General features: G+C 40.7%; 13 protein-coding genes. 12 read left to right on the forward strand and 1 reads right to left on the reverse strand.

From position 1 onward, the window contains the following. The first annotated feature begins 5 nt into the window (after positions 1-5). The 6 genes from sufC to RCH62_RS04590 all read left to right on the forward strand — a co-directional run bounded on the left by sufC (position 6) and on the right by RCH62_RS04590 (position 5,880). Entirely contained in the window at positions 6-776 is a 771-nt protein-coding gene (sufC, locus tag RCH62_RS04565; protein WP_006594965.1) for a Fe-S cluster assembly ATPase SufC, read from the forward strand. Between the two features lie 41 nt (positions 777-817). After that, positions 818-2,080 (forward strand): Fe-S cluster assembly protein SufD, encoded by a 1,263-nt coding sequence (gene sufD, locus RCH62_RS04570; protein ID WP_006594964.1) that lies wholly within the window; start codon positions 818-820, stop codon positions 2,078-2,080. A 2-nt stretch (positions 2,081-2,082) separates the two neighbouring features. Further along, on the forward strand, positions 2,083-3,309 hold the full coding sequence (locus tag RCH62_RS04575; RefSeq protein WP_306474734.1) for a cysteine desulfurase: 1,227 nt from the start codon (positions 2,083-2,085) through the stop codon (positions 3,307-3,309). Then, a complete protein-coding gene (gene sufU, locus RCH62_RS04580) occupies positions 3,296-3,730 on the forward strand; it encodes a Fe-S cluster assembly sulfur transfer protein SufU (protein ID WP_195324800.1) in 435 nt (144 codons plus the stop codon). Before RCH62_RS04575 ends, sufU begins: the two co-directional genes overlap by 14 nt. Positions 3,731-3,875: 145 nt before the next feature. After that, positions 3,876-5,288, forward strand: coding sequence for a Fe-S cluster assembly protein SufB (gene sufB / locus RCH62_RS04585; protein WP_006594961.1), 1,413 nt, complete (start codon positions 3,876-3,878; stop codon positions 5,286-5,288). A gap of 19 nt (positions 5,289-5,307) precedes the next feature. Then, positions 5,308-5,880, forward strand: a complete 573-nt coding sequence (locus RCH62_RS04590) for a hypothetical protein (protein ID WP_195324802.1) — start codon at positions 5,308-5,310, stop codon at positions 5,878-5,880. Between the two features lie 66 nt (positions 5,881-5,946). Here the strand turns inward: RCH62_RS04590 and pbp3 are convergent, their stop codons facing one another. Further along, positions 5,947-7,188 carry a D-alanyl-D-alanine carboxypeptidase PBP3 gene (pbp3, locus tag RCH62_RS04595; RefSeq protein ID WP_306474735.1) on the reverse strand — a complete coding sequence of 414 codons (1,242 nt, stop codon included), beginning with the start codon at positions 7,186-7,188 and terminating at the stop codon, positions 5,947-5,949. Positions 7,189-7,361: 173 nt separating this feature from the next. Here pbp3 and RCH62_RS04600 point away from each other — a divergent pair, with 173 nt between their 5' ends. The 6 genes from RCH62_RS04600 (at position 7,362) to RCH62_RS04625 (ending at position 15,994) form a co-directional block, all read left to right on the forward strand. Continuing rightward, a complete protein-coding gene (locus tag RCH62_RS04600) occupies positions 7,362-9,326 on the forward strand; it encodes a peptide ABC transporter substrate-binding protein (RefSeq protein WP_126403802.1) in 1,965 nt (654 codons plus the stop codon). Between the two features lie 180 nt (positions 9,327-9,506). Beyond that, complete coding sequence (locus tag RCH62_RS04605) at positions 9,507-11,492, forward strand: peptide ABC transporter substrate-binding protein (RefSeq protein ID WP_219074983.1); 1,986 nt, start codon at positions 9,507-9,509, stop codon at positions 11,490-11,492. Between the two features lie 64 nt (positions 11,493-11,556). Then, a complete protein-coding gene (locus RCH62_RS04610) occupies positions 11,557-13,056 on the forward strand; it encodes an ABC transporter permease (protein WP_023022220.1) in 1,500 nt (499 codons plus the stop codon). Beyond that, on the forward strand, positions 13,056-13,982 hold the full coding sequence (gene oppC, locus RCH62_RS04615) for an oligopeptide ABC transporter permease OppC (RefSeq protein ID WP_023022222.1): 927 nt from the start codon (positions 13,056-13,058) through the stop codon (positions 13,980-13,982). Before RCH62_RS04610 ends, oppC begins: the two co-directional genes overlap by 1 nt. Positions 13,983-13,993: 11 nt before the next feature. Continuing rightward, a complete protein-coding gene (locus RCH62_RS04620) occupies positions 13,994-15,061 on the forward strand; it encodes an ABC transporter ATP-binding protein (RefSeq protein ID WP_023022224.1) in 1,068 nt (355 codons plus the stop codon). A gap of 9 nt (positions 15,062-15,070) precedes the next feature. Beyond that, complete coding sequence (locus RCH62_RS04625; protein ID WP_023022226.1) at positions 15,071-15,994, forward strand: ATP-binding cassette domain-containing protein; 924 nt, start codon at positions 15,071-15,073, stop codon at positions 15,992-15,994. The last annotated feature ends 155 nt before the right edge of the window (positions 15,995-16,149 follow it).

Below are 16,149 nucleotides of genomic sequence, written 5' to 3' on the forward strand. Positions count from 1 at the left end.
TACAAATGTCAGTATTAGAGATTAAAGATCTTCATGTAGAAATTGAAGGTAAGGAAATTTTAAAAGGCGTGAACTTGACCCTTAAAACAGGGGAAATTGCAGCCATCATGGGACCTAACGGGACAGGGAAATCAACCCTATCTGCAGCGATCATGGGAAATCCAAACTATGAAGTGACTAAGGGTGAAATTCTATTTGATGGAGTGAATATCCTTGAATTGGAAGTGGATGAACGTGCTCGCATGGGCCTTTTCTTGGCTATGCAATACCCATCAGAAATTCCAGGAATTACCAATGCTGAATTCCTTCGTGCAGCCATGAATGCTGGCAAAGAAGAGGATGAAAAAATTTCTGTTCGTGATTTTATCACAAAATTGGACCAGAAAATGGAACTCCTCAATATGAAGGAAGAAATGGCAGAACGCTATTTGAACGAAGGATTCTCAGGTGGTGAGAAGAAACGCAATGAAATTCTGCAATTGTTGATGTTGGAACCGAAGTTTGCCCTCCTTGATGAGATTGACTCTGGTTTGGATATCGATGCCCTTAAAGTGGTTTCAAAAGGGGTCAATGAAATGCGTGGCGAAGATTTTGGTGCCATGATCATTACCCACTACCAACGTCTTTTAAACTACATTACTCCTGATGTGGTTCACGTGATGATGGAAGGTCGTGTCGTCCTTTCAGGTGGTCCTGAGCTTGCTGTGCGTTTGGAGCGTGAAGGATACGCGAAATTAGCAGAAGAGTTAGGTTACGACTACAAAGAAGAACTCTAATCTTGTGTCCAAAACTGAACAGGATCTTTGAGGAGGAGTAAATGACCAAAGAAAATATCAAACTTTTTTCAGAAATGCATGCAGAGCCCCAATGGTTGCAGGACTTGCGCCAGAAGGCTTTTGATAAAATTGATGACTTAGAACTACCTGTGATTGAACGCGTGAAATTTCATCGTTGGAATCTCGGCGATGGAACAATCACAGAAAGTGAGCCACTCACTGCTGTGCCAGACTTCACTGCGATTGACAATCAATTAAAATTGGTTCAGCATGGAACTCATACAGTATTTGAACAGATTCCAGTTGACTTGGCCAACCAGGGAGTCATCTTTACAGACTTCCACTCAGCCCTGGAAGTAATTCCAGAGGTCGTAGAGGAATTTTTCATGTCATCCGTTAAATATGATGATGACAAGTTGGCAGCCTACCACACAGCTTATTTCAATAGTGGAGCTGTTCTCTATATTCCAGATCATGTAGAAATCGCGGAGCCAATCGAGGGTGTCTTCTACCAGGATAGTGATAGCGATGTGCCATTTAACAAGCACATCTTGATTATCGCTGGTAAGAACAGTAAGATTAGTTACCTTGAACGGTTAGAGTCACGTGGAGAAGGTAGTGCCAAGGCAACTGCTAATATCACAGTAGAAGTCATTGCCCGTTCGGGTGCGCAAGTGAAGTTTGCTGCGATTGATCGTCTTGGTGAGAATGTCACTGCCTATATTAGCCGCCGTGGGAAACTAGGCAAGGATGCTAGCATTGATTGGGCAATCGGTGTCATGAACGAAGGAAATGTCGTTGCTGACTTTGATAGTGACTTGATAGGAAACGGCAGCCATGCAGACCTGAAGGTCGTAGCCCTATCTAGTGGTCGTCAGGTACAAGGGATTGATACCCGCGTAACCAACTATGGTTGCAATTCGGTAGGGAACATTCTCCAACATGGTGTCATTCTTGAAAAGGCAACCTTGACCTTCAACGGGATTGGCCACATTATTAAGGGAGCAAAAGGGGCAGATGCCCAACAAGAAAGCCGTGTGTTAATGCTTTCTGACCAAGCTCGTTCCGATGCCAACCCAATTCTTTTGATTGATGAAAATGATGTGACTGCAGGTCACGCAGCTTCTATCGGTCAGGTAGATCCAGAAGACATGTACTACCTCATGAGCCGTGGCTTGGATCAGGCAACTGCAGAACGCCTAGTGGTTCGTGGGTTCCTTGGATCAGTGATCGTGGAGATTCCAGTCAAAGAAGTTCGTGAAGAAATGATCCAAACCATTGAAGATAAATTATTAAAGAGATAAACATGATAGATGTCGAAAAGATTCGGAAAGATTTCCCGATTTTAGATCAAATAGTGAATGATGAGCCGCTTGTCTATTTAGATAATGCAGCGACGACACAAAAACCAAAAGCTGTCCTAGAAGCGGTGAATCGCTATTACCAAGAGGATAATGCCAATGTTCACCGCGGGGTTCATACCTTGGCCGAACGGGCGACCGCGTCCTATGAAGCAGCAAGAGAAACGGTCCGTCGTTTTATAAACGCTTCCTCGACCAAAGAGGTCTTGTTTACGAGAGGTACTACGACAGGTTTGAACTGGATTGGGCGGTTTGCAGAGGAAATCCTCGAAGAGGGGGATGAGGTCCTCGTCTCTATTATGGAACACCATTCCAACATCCTTCCTTGGCAGGAAGCTTGTCAGAAGACAGGGGCGAAGTTGGTCTATGCCTACTTGAAAGACGGTGGTCTGGATCTAGAGGATTTCCGAGAAAAATTGACAGATCGAACCAAATTTGTTTCCATTACCCATGCTTCTAACGTTCTCGGGGTGATCAATCCTATCCAGGAACTCGCTCAATTGGCCCATGAAAAAGGAGCCATTATGGTAGTGGATGGGGCCCAATCAGTCCCCCATATGAAAATTGATGTTCAAAAACTAGATGCAGACTTCTTTGTCTTTTCCGGACATAAAATGGCTGGACCGACAGGAATTGGAGTCTTATATGGAAAAGAGCACTATCTCAACCAAATGTCACCTGTTGAATTTGGTGGGGAAATGATTGACTTTGTCTATGAACAATCCGCAACTTGGAAGGAACTCCCTTGGAAATTCGAAGCAGGGACTCCAAATATGGCTGGTGCTATTGGTTTGGCTGCGGCGATTGATTATTTGGAGGCTATTGGCATGGATGCCATTGAGCATCACGAGCAAGACTTGATTGCCTACGTCTTTCCCAAACTTCAAGCAATTGAAGGCTTGAAAATCTATGGCTCCCAAGATTTAGCGAAACGCTCTGGGGTGATTTCCTTCAACTTAGGGGATCTGCATCCTCATGATCTTGCGACTGCCTTGGATTATGAAGGGGTTGCCGTTCGGGCAGGCCACCATTGTGCTCAACCTTTGATCCAGTATTTGGAGGTTCCAGCGACTGCTCGAGCTAGCTTTTATCTCTACAATACAAAGGAAGACTGTGATAAGCTTGTAGAAGCGCTGATAAAAACAAAGGAGTTTTTCGATGGCACTTTCTAAATTAGATAGCCTCTATATGGCTGTAGTAGCTGACCATTCAAAAAATCCCCATCACCATGGAAAGATTGAAGGGGTTGAACAAATCAACTTAAACAATCCAACTTGTGGCGATGTGATTAGTTTGTCTGTTCAGTTTGATGATGAAGGAGTAATCAAGGACATTGCCTTTGTCAACTCAGGTTGTACGATTTCGACGGCTTCTGCTAGTATGATGACGGACGTTGTCCTAGGAAAATCCAAAGAAGAAGTGCTAGAGTTGGCGACTATTTTTTCAGAAATGGTCCAAGGCAAAGAAGATGCCTGTCAAGACCAGTTGGGAGATGCAGCCTTTTTAGCTGGGGTTGCTAAATTTCCACAACGGATCAAGTGCTCGACCCTGGCTTGGAATGCTCTCAAGAAAGCAATCGATGCTCAAGCCTAATGATGAATAAAAGTGATGAAGATTCAAGTCGGTTTTTTAACCGAGCTTCTGGTGAGAAATGATATCAACATTCGGCTGCTGATGGTCCAGACTAGAAAAAGTAATCACATGGGAAGAGCGCTAAAAAGAAAATGAAAGGAAAGAAATGACAGAAGAAAGAGTAGAACCAAAACCAATTGATCTTGGTGAATATAAATTTGGCTTTCACGATGATGTAGATCCAATCTTGTCAACAGGAAAAGGGTTGAATGAATCGGTTATTCGCGAGTTGTCTGCTGCGAAAAATGAGCCGGAATGGATGCTGGAGTTCCGTTTGAAGTCTTATGAAGCATTTAAAAAAATGCCGATGCAAACTTGGGGAGCGGACTTGTCAGATATTGATTTTGATGATTTGATTTATTATCAAAAACCATCTGATAAACCTGCACGTAGCTGGGATGAAGTGCCTGAAAAAATTAAGGAAACATTCGAACGGATTGGTATTCCAGAAGCAGAGCGTGCTTACCTGGCCGGAGCAGCTGCTCAGTATGAGTCTGAAGTAGTTTACCATAATATGAAGGAAGAATTCCAAAAGCTAGGAATTATCTTTACGGACACAGATTCGGCTTTGAAGGAATATCCAGACTTGTTTAAGCAATACTTTGCTAAGTTGGTACCTCCAACGGATAATAAGTTGGCAGCCCTCAACTCAGCTGTTTGGTCAGGTGGGACCTTTATCTATGTACCGAAGGGTGTAAAGGTCGATGTTCCTTTGCAGACCTACTTCCGGATTAATAATGAAAATACAGGTCAGTTTGAGCGGACTTTGATTATTGTTGATGAAGGCGCTAGCGTCCATTATGTAGAAGGATGTACAGCACCGACTTATTCAAGCAATAGCCTGCACGCAGCCATTGTCGAAATTTTTGCCTTGGATGGCGCTTATATGCGTTACACGACCATCCAAAACTGGTCCGACAATGTCTATAACTTGGTAACCAAAAGGGCCAAAGCGACCAAAGATGCGACAGTTGAATGGATCGATGGAAACCTTGGGGCTAAAACGACCATGAAATACCCGTCTGTTTATCTGGATGGAGAAGGCGCGCGTGGGACTATGCTTTCTATCGCCTTTGCAAATGCGGGGCAACACCAAGATACAGGTGCTAAAATGATCCACAATGCTCCACATACCAGCTCTTCAATCGTCTCAAAATCCATCGCGAAAGGTGGAGGAAAGGTTGACTACCGTGGACAAGTGACCTTCAATAAAGATTCAGCGAAATCTGTCAGTCACATTGAGTGTGATACCATTATCATGGATGACTTATCTGCGTCAGATACCATTCCATTTAATGAAATCCATAACTCGCAAGTTGCTTTGGAGCACGAAGCTAAGGTTTCTAAGATTTCTGAAGAGCAACTCTATTACCTCATGAGCCGTGGTTTATCAGAATCAGAAGCGACTGAAATGATCGTCATGGGATTTGTAGAGCCTTTCACTAAAGAACTTCCAATGGAATATGCAGTTGAGCTCAACCGCTTGATTAGCTATGAAATGGAAGGATCTGTCGGTTAGGGGATAAAAGGAGAAGCAAATGGGATTCTTAAAAAAATTATTTGGTAATATTGAAAAAGCGAATAAGGGCGAAATTCCTGTTGAGGAAATTGTTCCACCCTTTACAATTGATCTAGCAGAAGAAGCAGATGATTATTGGAGACAAATGGAACAAAATCTCTTGATCAATGCTGTGAAGGCTGTTGGCGGTCCTGATAAAGCGGATCGTGCCTTTATGCTAGTGAATTTTAAGCCGGGTCAAGAAACATTTGATTTGTATTATCAAATCGATGGGAAATTAATTTCTTGGCAAGAATTGGATCCAGAACTTGTAGAAAAAATCCGCCTTCAACTCTTGCCTCAAGCACCAGCAGTGGCCCGTGCAGTCAATGAAAATTACGAAGCTGCCAATGTTCCTGTGATTAGCTATGCCATGCTTCAATTAGAAACGGCGACCATGGCTTGGTTTGGTCGGAAGCTAACAACAGCTACACCTGAAGCTAGCTTATCTTTTGAAGAATTGGTAGCGGGTTGGCGTGCGGTGATTGAACAAGAAATCCCGACTCATCCAATAGACAGCGATACTGCTTTTCCTTATTTCGAAGTTCGATAGAAGTTCTGTTGACAGGAATAAAATAAACAAAAAAAGAGGGTGACCTCTTTTTTTGTTTATGAGCATTTATAGTTTTTCGTTGACGTAACGAACAAATTGATTCCACCACACCTTTAAGAAGAAACTTTTTTGGATATTTTCTCCGCTCACCATTTCCATACTAGGGGCTTTACCTTCGATATACCCTCGACCGATGGGTTCTGGATCAGTGTAGGTAAGGGTTCCGAGAGAAGTACCTTTCTTTATAGGAGCGCTAAATGAAGATTGGCTACTTTTAAAGGTGATTTTAGCTTCTGCTTGGCTTCCTTGTCGTTCGATCACGATGAAGTCATCCTTGGCAACAGCAGTGGCGTTTGTTTTCTTGCCATCGTGAACCGTTGATTTACTGTTGTTGTAAGCTTCGCCTTTGCTGACAATAAGGCTTGGAACGAAGTTTTGGCTCACATAATTCATCAGGTTGGCTGTTGCAACAAATCGTGCGTAAGGGTCACCATCGATTGCCTCAACACCAATGACAACGGTAATCATTCGAATCCCATTTTGATTGGTAGAAGCGACAAATGAGATCCCTCCTTTTTCGGAATTTCCAGTTTTTAGACCATCCACCCCAGCTCGATAGTTGGGCATGTTTTCCAGCATATAGTTGCTACTCTCCAATTGAATTCCAGCAAATTCTGCATGGGAGAGGGAGGTGATTTTTGTAACTTCAGGAAAGTCTTCTAGAAGATGTTTTGCGATGACTGCCACATCATAAGCGCTCAGCTTATTTTCGGTATTTTTCTTTTTATTTTCCTCATCCCCATCAATGATAGATTGATTCAATCCACTAGCATTCACAATCGTCGCATCTGTAATTCCCCAATCTTTGAGCTTTGCTTTCATGAGCAGGACGAATTTTTCTTCGCTACCAGCTACTTTTTCAGCTAAGGCGATGGCGGCACTATTGGCGTTTGATACGAGGAGAGCAGTGAGCAGGTCCTTGACCTTGTATTTACGGGCTTCCATGGGAACGTTGCTGATTCCTTCAACAGCTGTCAGTTGATAGGCTTTATCAGAAATATCCACATCATCAGTTAAAGAGATTTTTCCTTGCTGAATGGCTTCGTAAACGAGATAAGTGGTCAAAAGGTTGTTGATTCCGCCAACCTCTTTTTTCTCATCACTATTTTTTTCGTAGAGTATTTTACCTGTTGTCCCATCGATCGCAATAGCATGCTGGGCTCCAAGGTCTAGGTCCTCCGCTTTTACAGGAGACGTACTGAGAAGCGCAAGCATTAGACAAAGAAGTAAGGTGATTATTTTTTTCACGTTTGAATCCTCGATTGTTTTTTGTCTCTACTATTGTATCATAAAAGAAGGCAACTGCTCTAATCCTATTTTGCTCTCTTAGGACTCGAAGGTCATAGGCAAATTTGAAAGATAGTTGGTAAAATGGAAGAAATAGTGTATAATGGTAGAAAACCTAACATAAGGAGATAGTGATGAAAGTAAATAAACGGTTCGTACTGGCCGGTGTTTCTCTAGCCAGCGCTCTTCTATTGACAGCCTGCGGTGGTGGAAGCAGCAATCAATCTACTTATTCTTATATTTATTCAACAGATCCAAATACATTGGACTACATTGCATCGACTCGTACAACGACGTCTGATATTACAAGTAACCTTGTTGATGGTTTGTTAGAAAATGATAAATATGGAAATTTAATCCCAAGTTTGGCAGAAGACTGGACAGTTTCAGAAGATGGCTTGGTCTATACCTATAAACTTCGAAAAGATGCTAAATGGTACACGAGTGAAGGGGAAGAGTATGGTGCTGTAACAGCTCACGATTTTGTGACAGGAATCAAACATGCTGTGGAATCAAAATCAGAAGGTCTCTTCTTAATCCAAAACTCCATTAAAGGTTTGGATGCCTATGCCAAGGGTGAAACAACAGATTTCAAGACAGTTGGCGTGAAAGCCCTAGATGATTACACCGTTCAATATACCTTGGAACGCCCAGAAAGTTTTTGGAATTCTAAGACGACATCAGGCGTCCTTTTCCCAGTTAACGCAGCTTTCTTAGAATCTCAAGGAAAAGACTTTGGTTCTTTAAAACCAAGTAGTATTCTCTATAACGGTCCCTATTATTTGAAGAATTTAACTTCAAAATCTCAAATTGAACTTGTAAAAAATAAAGAATACTATGATGAAAAGAATGTTCATATTGATAATGTGAAGTTGACTTACAATGACGGATCAGATCCAGAATCAGTCATCAAGAAATTTGAGAATGGACAATATTCATTTGCGACGGTAATGCCAAATAGCTCCACTTATAAGAGTGTGAAAAAGAAATTTGGTGATAATATTGTTTATGGTGTTCAATATGGTACATCTTACTATCTAGGCTTCAACATCGATCGTCAGAAGTATAACCATACAGCCAAAACGACAGATGCTCAAAAATCGTCTACAAAACAAGCGATTTTAAATAAGGATTTCCGTCAAGCTGTCAACTTTGCCTTTGACCGTGAAGCCTATGCTGCACAAACATCTGGCGCAGATGCAGCGACCAAGATTCTTCGAAACACCTTGGTTCCACCGACTTTTGTTCAAGTAAATGGTGAAGAGTTCGGTAAGGTTGTTGAGAAACAATTGGTGACCTATGGGGATGAGTGGAAAGACGTAAATCTAGATGATGCCCAAACCACTCTCTACAATCAAGAAAAAGCCAAGGCTGAATTTGCAAAAGCAAAAGAACAACTGCAAAAAGAAGGGGTACAATTCCCAATTCATTTGGATTACGTTGTTAGTCAGACAGATAACAGTCAGGTACAACAAGCTAGCTCCTTCAAACAATCCGTAGAAGCTGTTCTTGGTGCAGACAATGTTGTCGTAGATATTCAGAAATTATCTGATGATGACTTTAACAATATTACCTACTTTACAGACACTGCTGCTGAGAAAGATTATGACCTTGCAGGCGGAGGATGGGTGCCAGACTACCAAGATCCATCTACTTATTTAGAGAGTTTAAGTCCTGTTAACGGTTCTGTTTTCTACTATCTAGGTGTGGATGCAGGCTCGAATAGCCCTGCTATTTCAGCAGTTGATTTTGGGAAGTATGCAGAGCTCTTAAAAGATGCCAATGCAGAAGTGAGTGACCAAGCTGTACGTTATGAGAAATACGCAGCTGCTCAAGCATGGCTAACCGATAGTTCTTTGATCTTGCCAACTGTTTCAAATGGTGGAACGCCAATGTTGCAACGGACTGTTCCGTATAGTCGTGCAGCTTCATGGGTTGGAACAAAAGGAACTGGAACCAACTATAAATATCTTGAACTTTCAGAAGAAGTCATCAAGACAAAGGATTACGATGCAAGTAAAGAAAAATGGTTGAAAGAAAAGGCTGAATCCAATAAAAAAGCCCAAGAAGAATTAAAGAACCACATCGAATCTAAATAGCTGGGATAGTAAGAACGCATAAGTTTATGTAGGGGAAGGAGCCACTAAAAAGGATTGATTTTTTAGACAGTCCTCCGCTTAGTGGCTCCTTTCACTTGCCAAATATTCAGAAAATTTAGTTTACTTTTTTTCTCACTTATGCTATAATTCTATCTAAATTCAATAAAATGGAGACTCAAAATGAAAAAAAGTAAAGTTTTTGCATTTGCCGGAGTAACATTGCTCGCAGCAACTTTCCTTGCAGCATGTTCTGGCTCAAAAGATAGCAAGTCTGCATCAAAAAAAGATACAACGTATGGCTATGTTTATACAGATGATCCTACAACTTTGGATTACACCGTATCTTCAAAAGCTTCCGTACACGATATTACAACAAACGGTGTAGATGGTTTGTTGGAAAATGACAAATACGGAAACCTTGTGCCATCTATTGCTGAAGATTGGTCTGTTTCAAAAGACGGTTTGACTTATACTTACAAAATCCGTAAGGGTGTTAAATGGTATGATGCCGACGGCGAAGAGCATGGTGAAGTAACAGCCCATGACTTTGTTACTGGATTGAAGCATGCGGCAGACAAGAAATCAGAATCTCTTCCATTGGTGAAAGACTCAATCAAAGGATTGAAAGACTACTCAGAAGGAAAAATTTCAGACTTCTCTGAGGTTGGGGTCAAAGCAATAGATGATTATACACTTGAGTATACTTTGAATCAACCAGAAACTTTTTGGAATTCAAAAACAACTAATGGAGTTCTTTTCCCAATTAGTACAGAATTCTTGAAGAGCAAGGGTGATGAATTTGGTCAACCAGGTAATGTCAAATCAATCTTGTTCAATGGTCCATTCCTTTTGAAATCAATCACTTCTAAATCAGAAATAACTTTTGAAAAGAACGAAGATTACTGGGATAAAGACAACGTTCATATTGACAAGATTAAATTGTCTTATTATGATGGATCAGATCAAGATTCCATAGCGCGCGGTTTTAGCGATGGTTCATATACCAAGGCGCGTCTATACCCTGCTAGCTCTAACTTTGCGTCTGTTGAAGAAAAATACAAAGACAATATCTACAACACACAGCCTGGTTCTGGTGTCGCAGTCTTAGGTTTCAACATTGACCGTCAAGCCTACAACCATACTTCTAAAACATCAGATGAGCAGAAATCTTCTACGAAGAAAGCTATCTTGAACAAGGATTTCCGTCAAGCCATCACCTTTGCCTTGAACCGCGAAAATTATTCAGCACAAGTTAATGGTAAAGAATACGCTAAGGCTGCTATTCGAAATATGTACACTGCACCTGCCTTTGTTCAAGTAAACGGTAAAGACTTTGGTGATGTAGTAGCAGACAAGTTGCAAACTTATGGGGATCAATGGAGCGGTGTGAATCTTGCAGACAGTCAAAACGGACTCTATAGCAAGGAAAAAGCAAAAGCTCAGTTTGAAAAGGCAAAAGCTGAACTCCAAAAAGAGGGTGTTCAATTCCCAATCCACTTGGATGTTCCGGTTGCACAAAACTCAACAAACTTTGTGTCACGGATGCAATCCTTCAAACAATCAGTTGAAGAAACACTTGGTACAGAAAACGTTGTTGTGGACCTTCAAATGATGGACCAAGATGAAGTCTTGAACATTACTCTTAACGTACCATCAGCTGCAGAAACTGACTGGGACCTTCAAGGACTTGTAGGATGGAATCCAGACTATGATGACCCATCTACTTACCTTGATACCTTGCAACCATCTTCTCCAGACCAAACTAAGACTTATCTTGGATTTGCTGGTGGTGTCGATAATGCCTCTGCTAAGGCTGTTGGCTTAGATGAATATGCGAAGTTGCTTGATGATGCAGAAAAAGAAACCCTAGACGTAGTGACACGTTATGAAAAATTTGCAGCAGCGCAAGCTTGGTTAACAGATAGCGCATTGGTAATTCCAACTATGACAAGCTCTGGTGCAGCTACAGTGGTTTCAAAAGTGGTTCCATTCTCTGAACCTTCATCACAAACAGGTAACAAAGGATCAACTTATTTCAAATATGTTGAAATTCAAGATGAACCTGTCACTAAAAAACAATATGATCAAGCACGTGAAAAATGGTTGAAAGAAAAAGCTGAATCAAACAAGAAGGCTCAGCAAGATCTTGAAAAACACGTCAAATAATCACCTTCATCAGAACTTTCTCTAATAGGGGAGAAAGTTCTTTTGAACATTAAAGGAACGGAATATGAAAAAATATATATTTATGCGTATTTTACGTTCGTTGGTGTCGATCTTTTTGGTTACGACATTGACGTATACAATTATTTATACGCTAACCCCAAGAAATTTAATTTTCAAAAACGACCCTAACTATAACAAGATTGCGAAAACAAAAGACTCTAAAATCAATTATGAAAATACAGTCTATGATCGCATGGGGTATATAGAATATCTTGATTCAAAAGCTTTGAAAGAAAAAGCAAGCAAGGAAGACTCATCAGTAACAGTAGAGCCTACTAAAGAAAACGAGAAGATCTACAAAAAGTACATTTCTAACCTTGGAAATGGCTGGGTATTGAAACGTTTCCCTGAAAACAAAGGTTTTTACGCTACTCGTGAAGTCCCTGTCTTTGAACGTGTTATTGGATTCTATGGTAATCTGATTCAGATTGACCATCCAAATGTCATCAAAGATGCTTCTAATCCAAAACTTGAACGCTATATTCGAATTGAAAATGACCCAGCTATTGGTTGGTCAGTAGTTGGTTCGGGGACTAAACATAAATATCTTTTGTATTTCAATGGTCAATTCCCGTTCATTCATCAAAATTTTGTATCCTTAAACTTGGGTGAATCTTACCCAACTTATTCAAATACACCTGTTCTTCAGGTTATTACACAAGGACAAGGTACAACTAAGAAGAGTGAAGTAAACTTCCCAACAGGAAAAAAAGAATCTTCTATCAATATCTACTCTCGTACATACAAATCACCAAGCAAGGCAGATGCTCAAGATATCGCCCGCTTTGGTAAAGGAGATGCTTATACAGCAACATTGAGCAACTATGAAAATCCATCCATGATTGTGAGCTCAGCCATTATCGGTTTAATCGGGATTGCGATTGCCTACTTGATTGCTATTCCTTTAGGATCTTATATGGCCTTGTTGAAGAATACTTGGTTTGATAGTGCATCTACGGCAACTTTAACATTTATGATGTCATTGCCGACGATTGCCTTGGTTTACATCGTTCGCTTGGCTGGCTCTTCTATCGGCTTACCAGATTCCTTCCCAGTGTTAGGGGCTCAGGATTGGCGCTCTTATGTACTACCTTCTGTGATTTTGGGTCTCTTGAGTGCACCAGGATTGGCAGTTTGGATTCGCCGTTACATGATCGACTTGCATTCTCAAGACTTTGTCCGTTTTGCACGTGCCAAAGGGCTTTCTGAGAAAGAAATTTCCCGCAAACATATCTTCAAAAACGCCATGGTTCCGATCGTTACAGGGATTCCTGTTCAATTGGTTCTAGTCATTTCAGGGGCAACTTTGACAGAAACTGTCTTTGCCTTCCCTGGTATGGGTAAAATGTTGATTGATTCTATCAAGGCATCCAATAATACCATGGTAGTTGGTCTTGTCTTCATCTTTACTGTTCTTGCTGTATTTGGAGCAATGGCTGGAGATATCCTTATGGTTATGGTAGACCCTCGTATCAAACTAACAACTAAGAAAGGAGGCAAATAATGTCTACAATCGATAAGAAGAAATTCCAATTTGTGGAACGTGATGATTTTGCCTCTGAGACAATTGATGCGCCGTCTTACTCCTATTGGAAATCCGTATTCCGTCAATTCTTCAAAAAGAAATCAACCATTTTGATGTTAGCCGTTTTGGTTGCTATTCTCTTAATGAGTTTTGTATACCCAATGTTTTCAAACTTTGATTACAATGATGTAAGTAAAGTAAATGACTTTACTGCCCGTTTGAATCCGCCAAGCACCAAGGCCTTCTTTGGTACGGATAACAATGGTAAATCCTTGTTTGATGGAGTTTGGTTTGGTGCCCGCAATTCGATTATCATCTCCTTTATTGCTACCTTGATCAACGTTGTGATTGGAGTAGTGATCGGCGGGATTTGGGGTGTGTCAAAATCAATCGACCGCTTCATGATGGAAGTTTATAACGTTATTTCAAATGTTCCATTTATGTTGATTGTTATTGTCTTGACTTACTCAATCGGTGCTGGTTTCTGGAACTTGATTTTGGCGATGACAGTGACAGGATGGATTGGGATTGCTTACTCTATCCGTGTCCAAATTATGCGTTACCGCGATTTAGAGTACAACTTGGCCAGTCGCACCTTGGGTACACCAACCCTTAAAATTGTGACGAAAAATATTTTGCCACAGTTGGTTTCTGTTATTGTGACGACAACTACACAATTGTTGCCAGCCTTTATTTCGACTGAGGCCTTCCTTTCCTTCTTTGGATTGGGATTGCCGATTACAGTTCCAAGTTTAGGTCGTCTTATTTCAGACTACTCACAAAACGTAACAACCAATGCGTATCTTTTCTGGATTCCATTGACAGTCTTAGTCTTGGTATCCTTGTCATTCTATATCGTTGGACAAAATCTTGCAGACGCCAGCGATCCACGTACACATAGATAGGAGGAGTAGATATGACAAATGATAAAAATGTAATCTTATCTGCTCGCGATATCGTAGTAGAATTTGATGTTCGGGATCGTGTCTTAACAGCTATTCGCAATGTCTCTTTGGATCTTGTTGAAGGAGAGGTCATGGCGCTTGTTGGTGAATCAGGTTCTGGTAAATCTGTTTTGACAAAAACTTTTACAGGAATGTTAGAAGAAAACGGACGAATTGCCAATGGGACCATTAATTATCGCGGGCAAGAATTAACAGAACTCAAGTCAAACAAAGATTGGGAAGAAATTCGTGGTGCAAAAATTGCAACGATCTTCCAAGACCCAATGACCAGTTTGGACCCGATTAATACAATCGGATCACAAATTACAGAGGTTATTATTAAACACCAAGGCAAGAGTGCAAAAGAAGCCAGAGAAATGGCTATTGACTATATGGAAAAGGTGGGAATCCCGGAAGCAGAACGTCGCTTTGATGAATATCCTTTCCAATATTCAGGTGGGATGCGCCAACGGATCGTTATTGCTATTGCGCTTGCTTGCCGTCCTGATATCTTGATCTGTGACGAGCCTACAACGGCCCTCGACGTAACTATTCAAGCCCAAATCATTGACTTGTTGAAATCATTACAAAAAGAATATAACTTTACAACAATATTTATCACCCATGATTTGGGTGTGGTGGCAAGTATTGCAGATAAGGTTGCCGTAATGTATGCTGGTGAAATTGTAGAATTTGGTAAAGTAGAAGAAATTTTCTATGACCCAAGACATCCTTATACATGGAGTCTTCTTTCAAGTTTGCCACAGTTGTCTACTTCTAAGGGTGATTTATTTTCTATCCCAGGGACTCCTCCATCATTGTACTCACCGGTAAAAGGGGATGCCTTTGCTTTGCGCTCAGACTATGCCATGCAAATTGATTTTGAGGAACATCCACCAGTTTTCAAAGTTTCAGATACACATTGGGCTAAAACGTGGCTCTTGCATGAAGATGCACCAAAAGTCAATAAACCAGAAATTATTGATAATCTTCATGAAAAAATAAGTGCAAAAATGGGATTCACTACAATCAAGGACTAGGAGAAGGAAATGACAGAAAAATTAATAGAAGTTAAAGATCTAGAAATTTCCTTCGGTGAAGGAAGTAAAAAATTTGTAGCCGTAAAGAATGCAAATTTCTTCATCAATAAAGGGGAAACATTTTCCCTCGTTGGTGAGTCAGGTAGTGGGAAGACAACAATTGGTCGAGCAATCATTGGTTTGAATGACACTAGTGCAGGTGACATCTTATATGATGGTAAAAAGATCAATGGGAAGCAAAATCGCAAGGATGAAAATGAATTAATCCGAAAGATTCAAATGATCTTCCAAGACCCAGCAGCTAGCTTGAATGAGCGTGCAACAGTCGACTACATTATTTCAGAAGGTTTGTACAATTATCATCTATTCGAAAATGAAGAAGACCGAGTACGTAAAGTAAAAGAGATTATGCATGAAGTGGGTCTTCTAGCAGAACATTTGACTCGTTATCCCCATGAATTCTCTGGTGGACAACGCCAGCGGATTGGTATCGCTCGTGCCTTGGTAATGGAGCCAGAATTTGTTATTGCAGATGAACCAATTTCTGCCCTAGACGTATCAGTTCGTGCACAAGTATTGAACCTCCTGAAGAAATTCCAAAAAGAGTTGGGCTTGACTTATCTCTTTATAGCACACGATCTTTCAGTAGTTCGTTTTATCTCTGATCGTATTGCGGTTATTTACAAAGGTGTTATTGTAGAAGTAGCTGAAACGGAAGAATTGTTTAACAACCCAATTCATCCTTATACACAATCTCTACTATCGGCAGTTCCGATTCCAGATCCAATTCTAGAACGCAAAAAAGTTCTGAAAGTTTATGATCCTGATCAGCACGATTATTCAACCGACAAACCAGAAATGGTTGAAATCAAGCCAGGACATTACGTTTGGGCAAATAAAGCAGAACAGAAAAAATATAAAGAACTTGTATAATCATAAGAAAACGAGAAGAATCCACTTCTCGTTTTCTATTTTTTTAAAAAAGAAAAACTTTTTTTAAAAAAATAGAAAAAAGATATTGACAAGGAGAAGAGGTCGTGATATACTAATATAGTTGTCGCGCGAGAGCGACAAAGACCTTTGAAAAC

Origin of the sequence: Streptococcus sp. (assembly GCF_030825805.1) — a bacterium.
GTDB lineage: Bacteria > Bacillota > Bacilli > Lactobacillales > Streptococcaceae > Streptococcus.

Excerpts from the sequence above, each read along its gene's own strand:
- sufC (WP_006594965.1), top strand. The coding sequence starts at position 6 with ATGTCAGTATTAGAGATTAAAGATCTTCATGTAGAAATTGAAGGTAAG.
- sufD (WP_006594964.1), top strand. The coding sequence starts at position 818 with ATGACCAAAGAAAATATCAAACTTTTTTCAGAAATGCATGCAGAGCCC.
- RCH62_RS04575 (WP_306474734.1), top strand. The coding sequence starts at position 2,083 with ATGATAGATGTCGAAAAGATTCGGAAAGATTTCCCGATTTTAGATCAA.
- sufU (WP_195324800.1), top strand. The coding sequence starts at position 3,296 with ATGGCACTTTCTAAATTAGATAGCCTCTATATGGCTGTAGTAGCTGAC.
- sufB (WP_006594961.1), top strand. The coding sequence starts at position 3,876 with ATGACAGAAGAAAGAGTAGAACCAAAACCAATTGATCTTGGTGAATAT.
- RCH62_RS04590 (WP_195324802.1), top strand. The coding sequence starts at position 5,308 with ATGGGATTCTTAAAAAAATTATTTGGTAATATTGAAAAAGCGAATAAG.
- RCH62_RS04600 (WP_126403802.1), top strand. The coding sequence starts at position 7,362 with ATGAAAGTAAATAAACGGTTCGTACTGGCCGGTGTTTCTCTAGCCAGC.
- RCH62_RS04605 (WP_219074983.1), top strand. The coding sequence starts at position 9,507 with ATGAAAAAAAGTAAAGTTTTTGCATTTGCCGGAGTAACATTGCTCGCA.
- RCH62_RS04610 (WP_023022220.1), top strand. The coding sequence starts at position 11,557 with ATGAAAAAATATATATTTATGCGTATTTTACGTTCGTTGGTGTCGATC.
- oppC (WP_023022222.1), top strand. The coding sequence starts at position 13,056 with ATGTCTACAATCGATAAGAAGAAATTCCAATTTGTGGAACGTGATGAT.
- RCH62_RS04620 (WP_023022224.1), top strand. The coding sequence starts at position 13,994 with ATGACAAATGATAAAAATGTAATCTTATCTGCTCGCGATATCGTAGTA.
- RCH62_RS04625 (WP_023022226.1), top strand. The coding sequence starts at position 15,071 with ATGACAGAAAAATTAATAGAAGTTAAAGATCTAGAAATTTCCTTCGGT.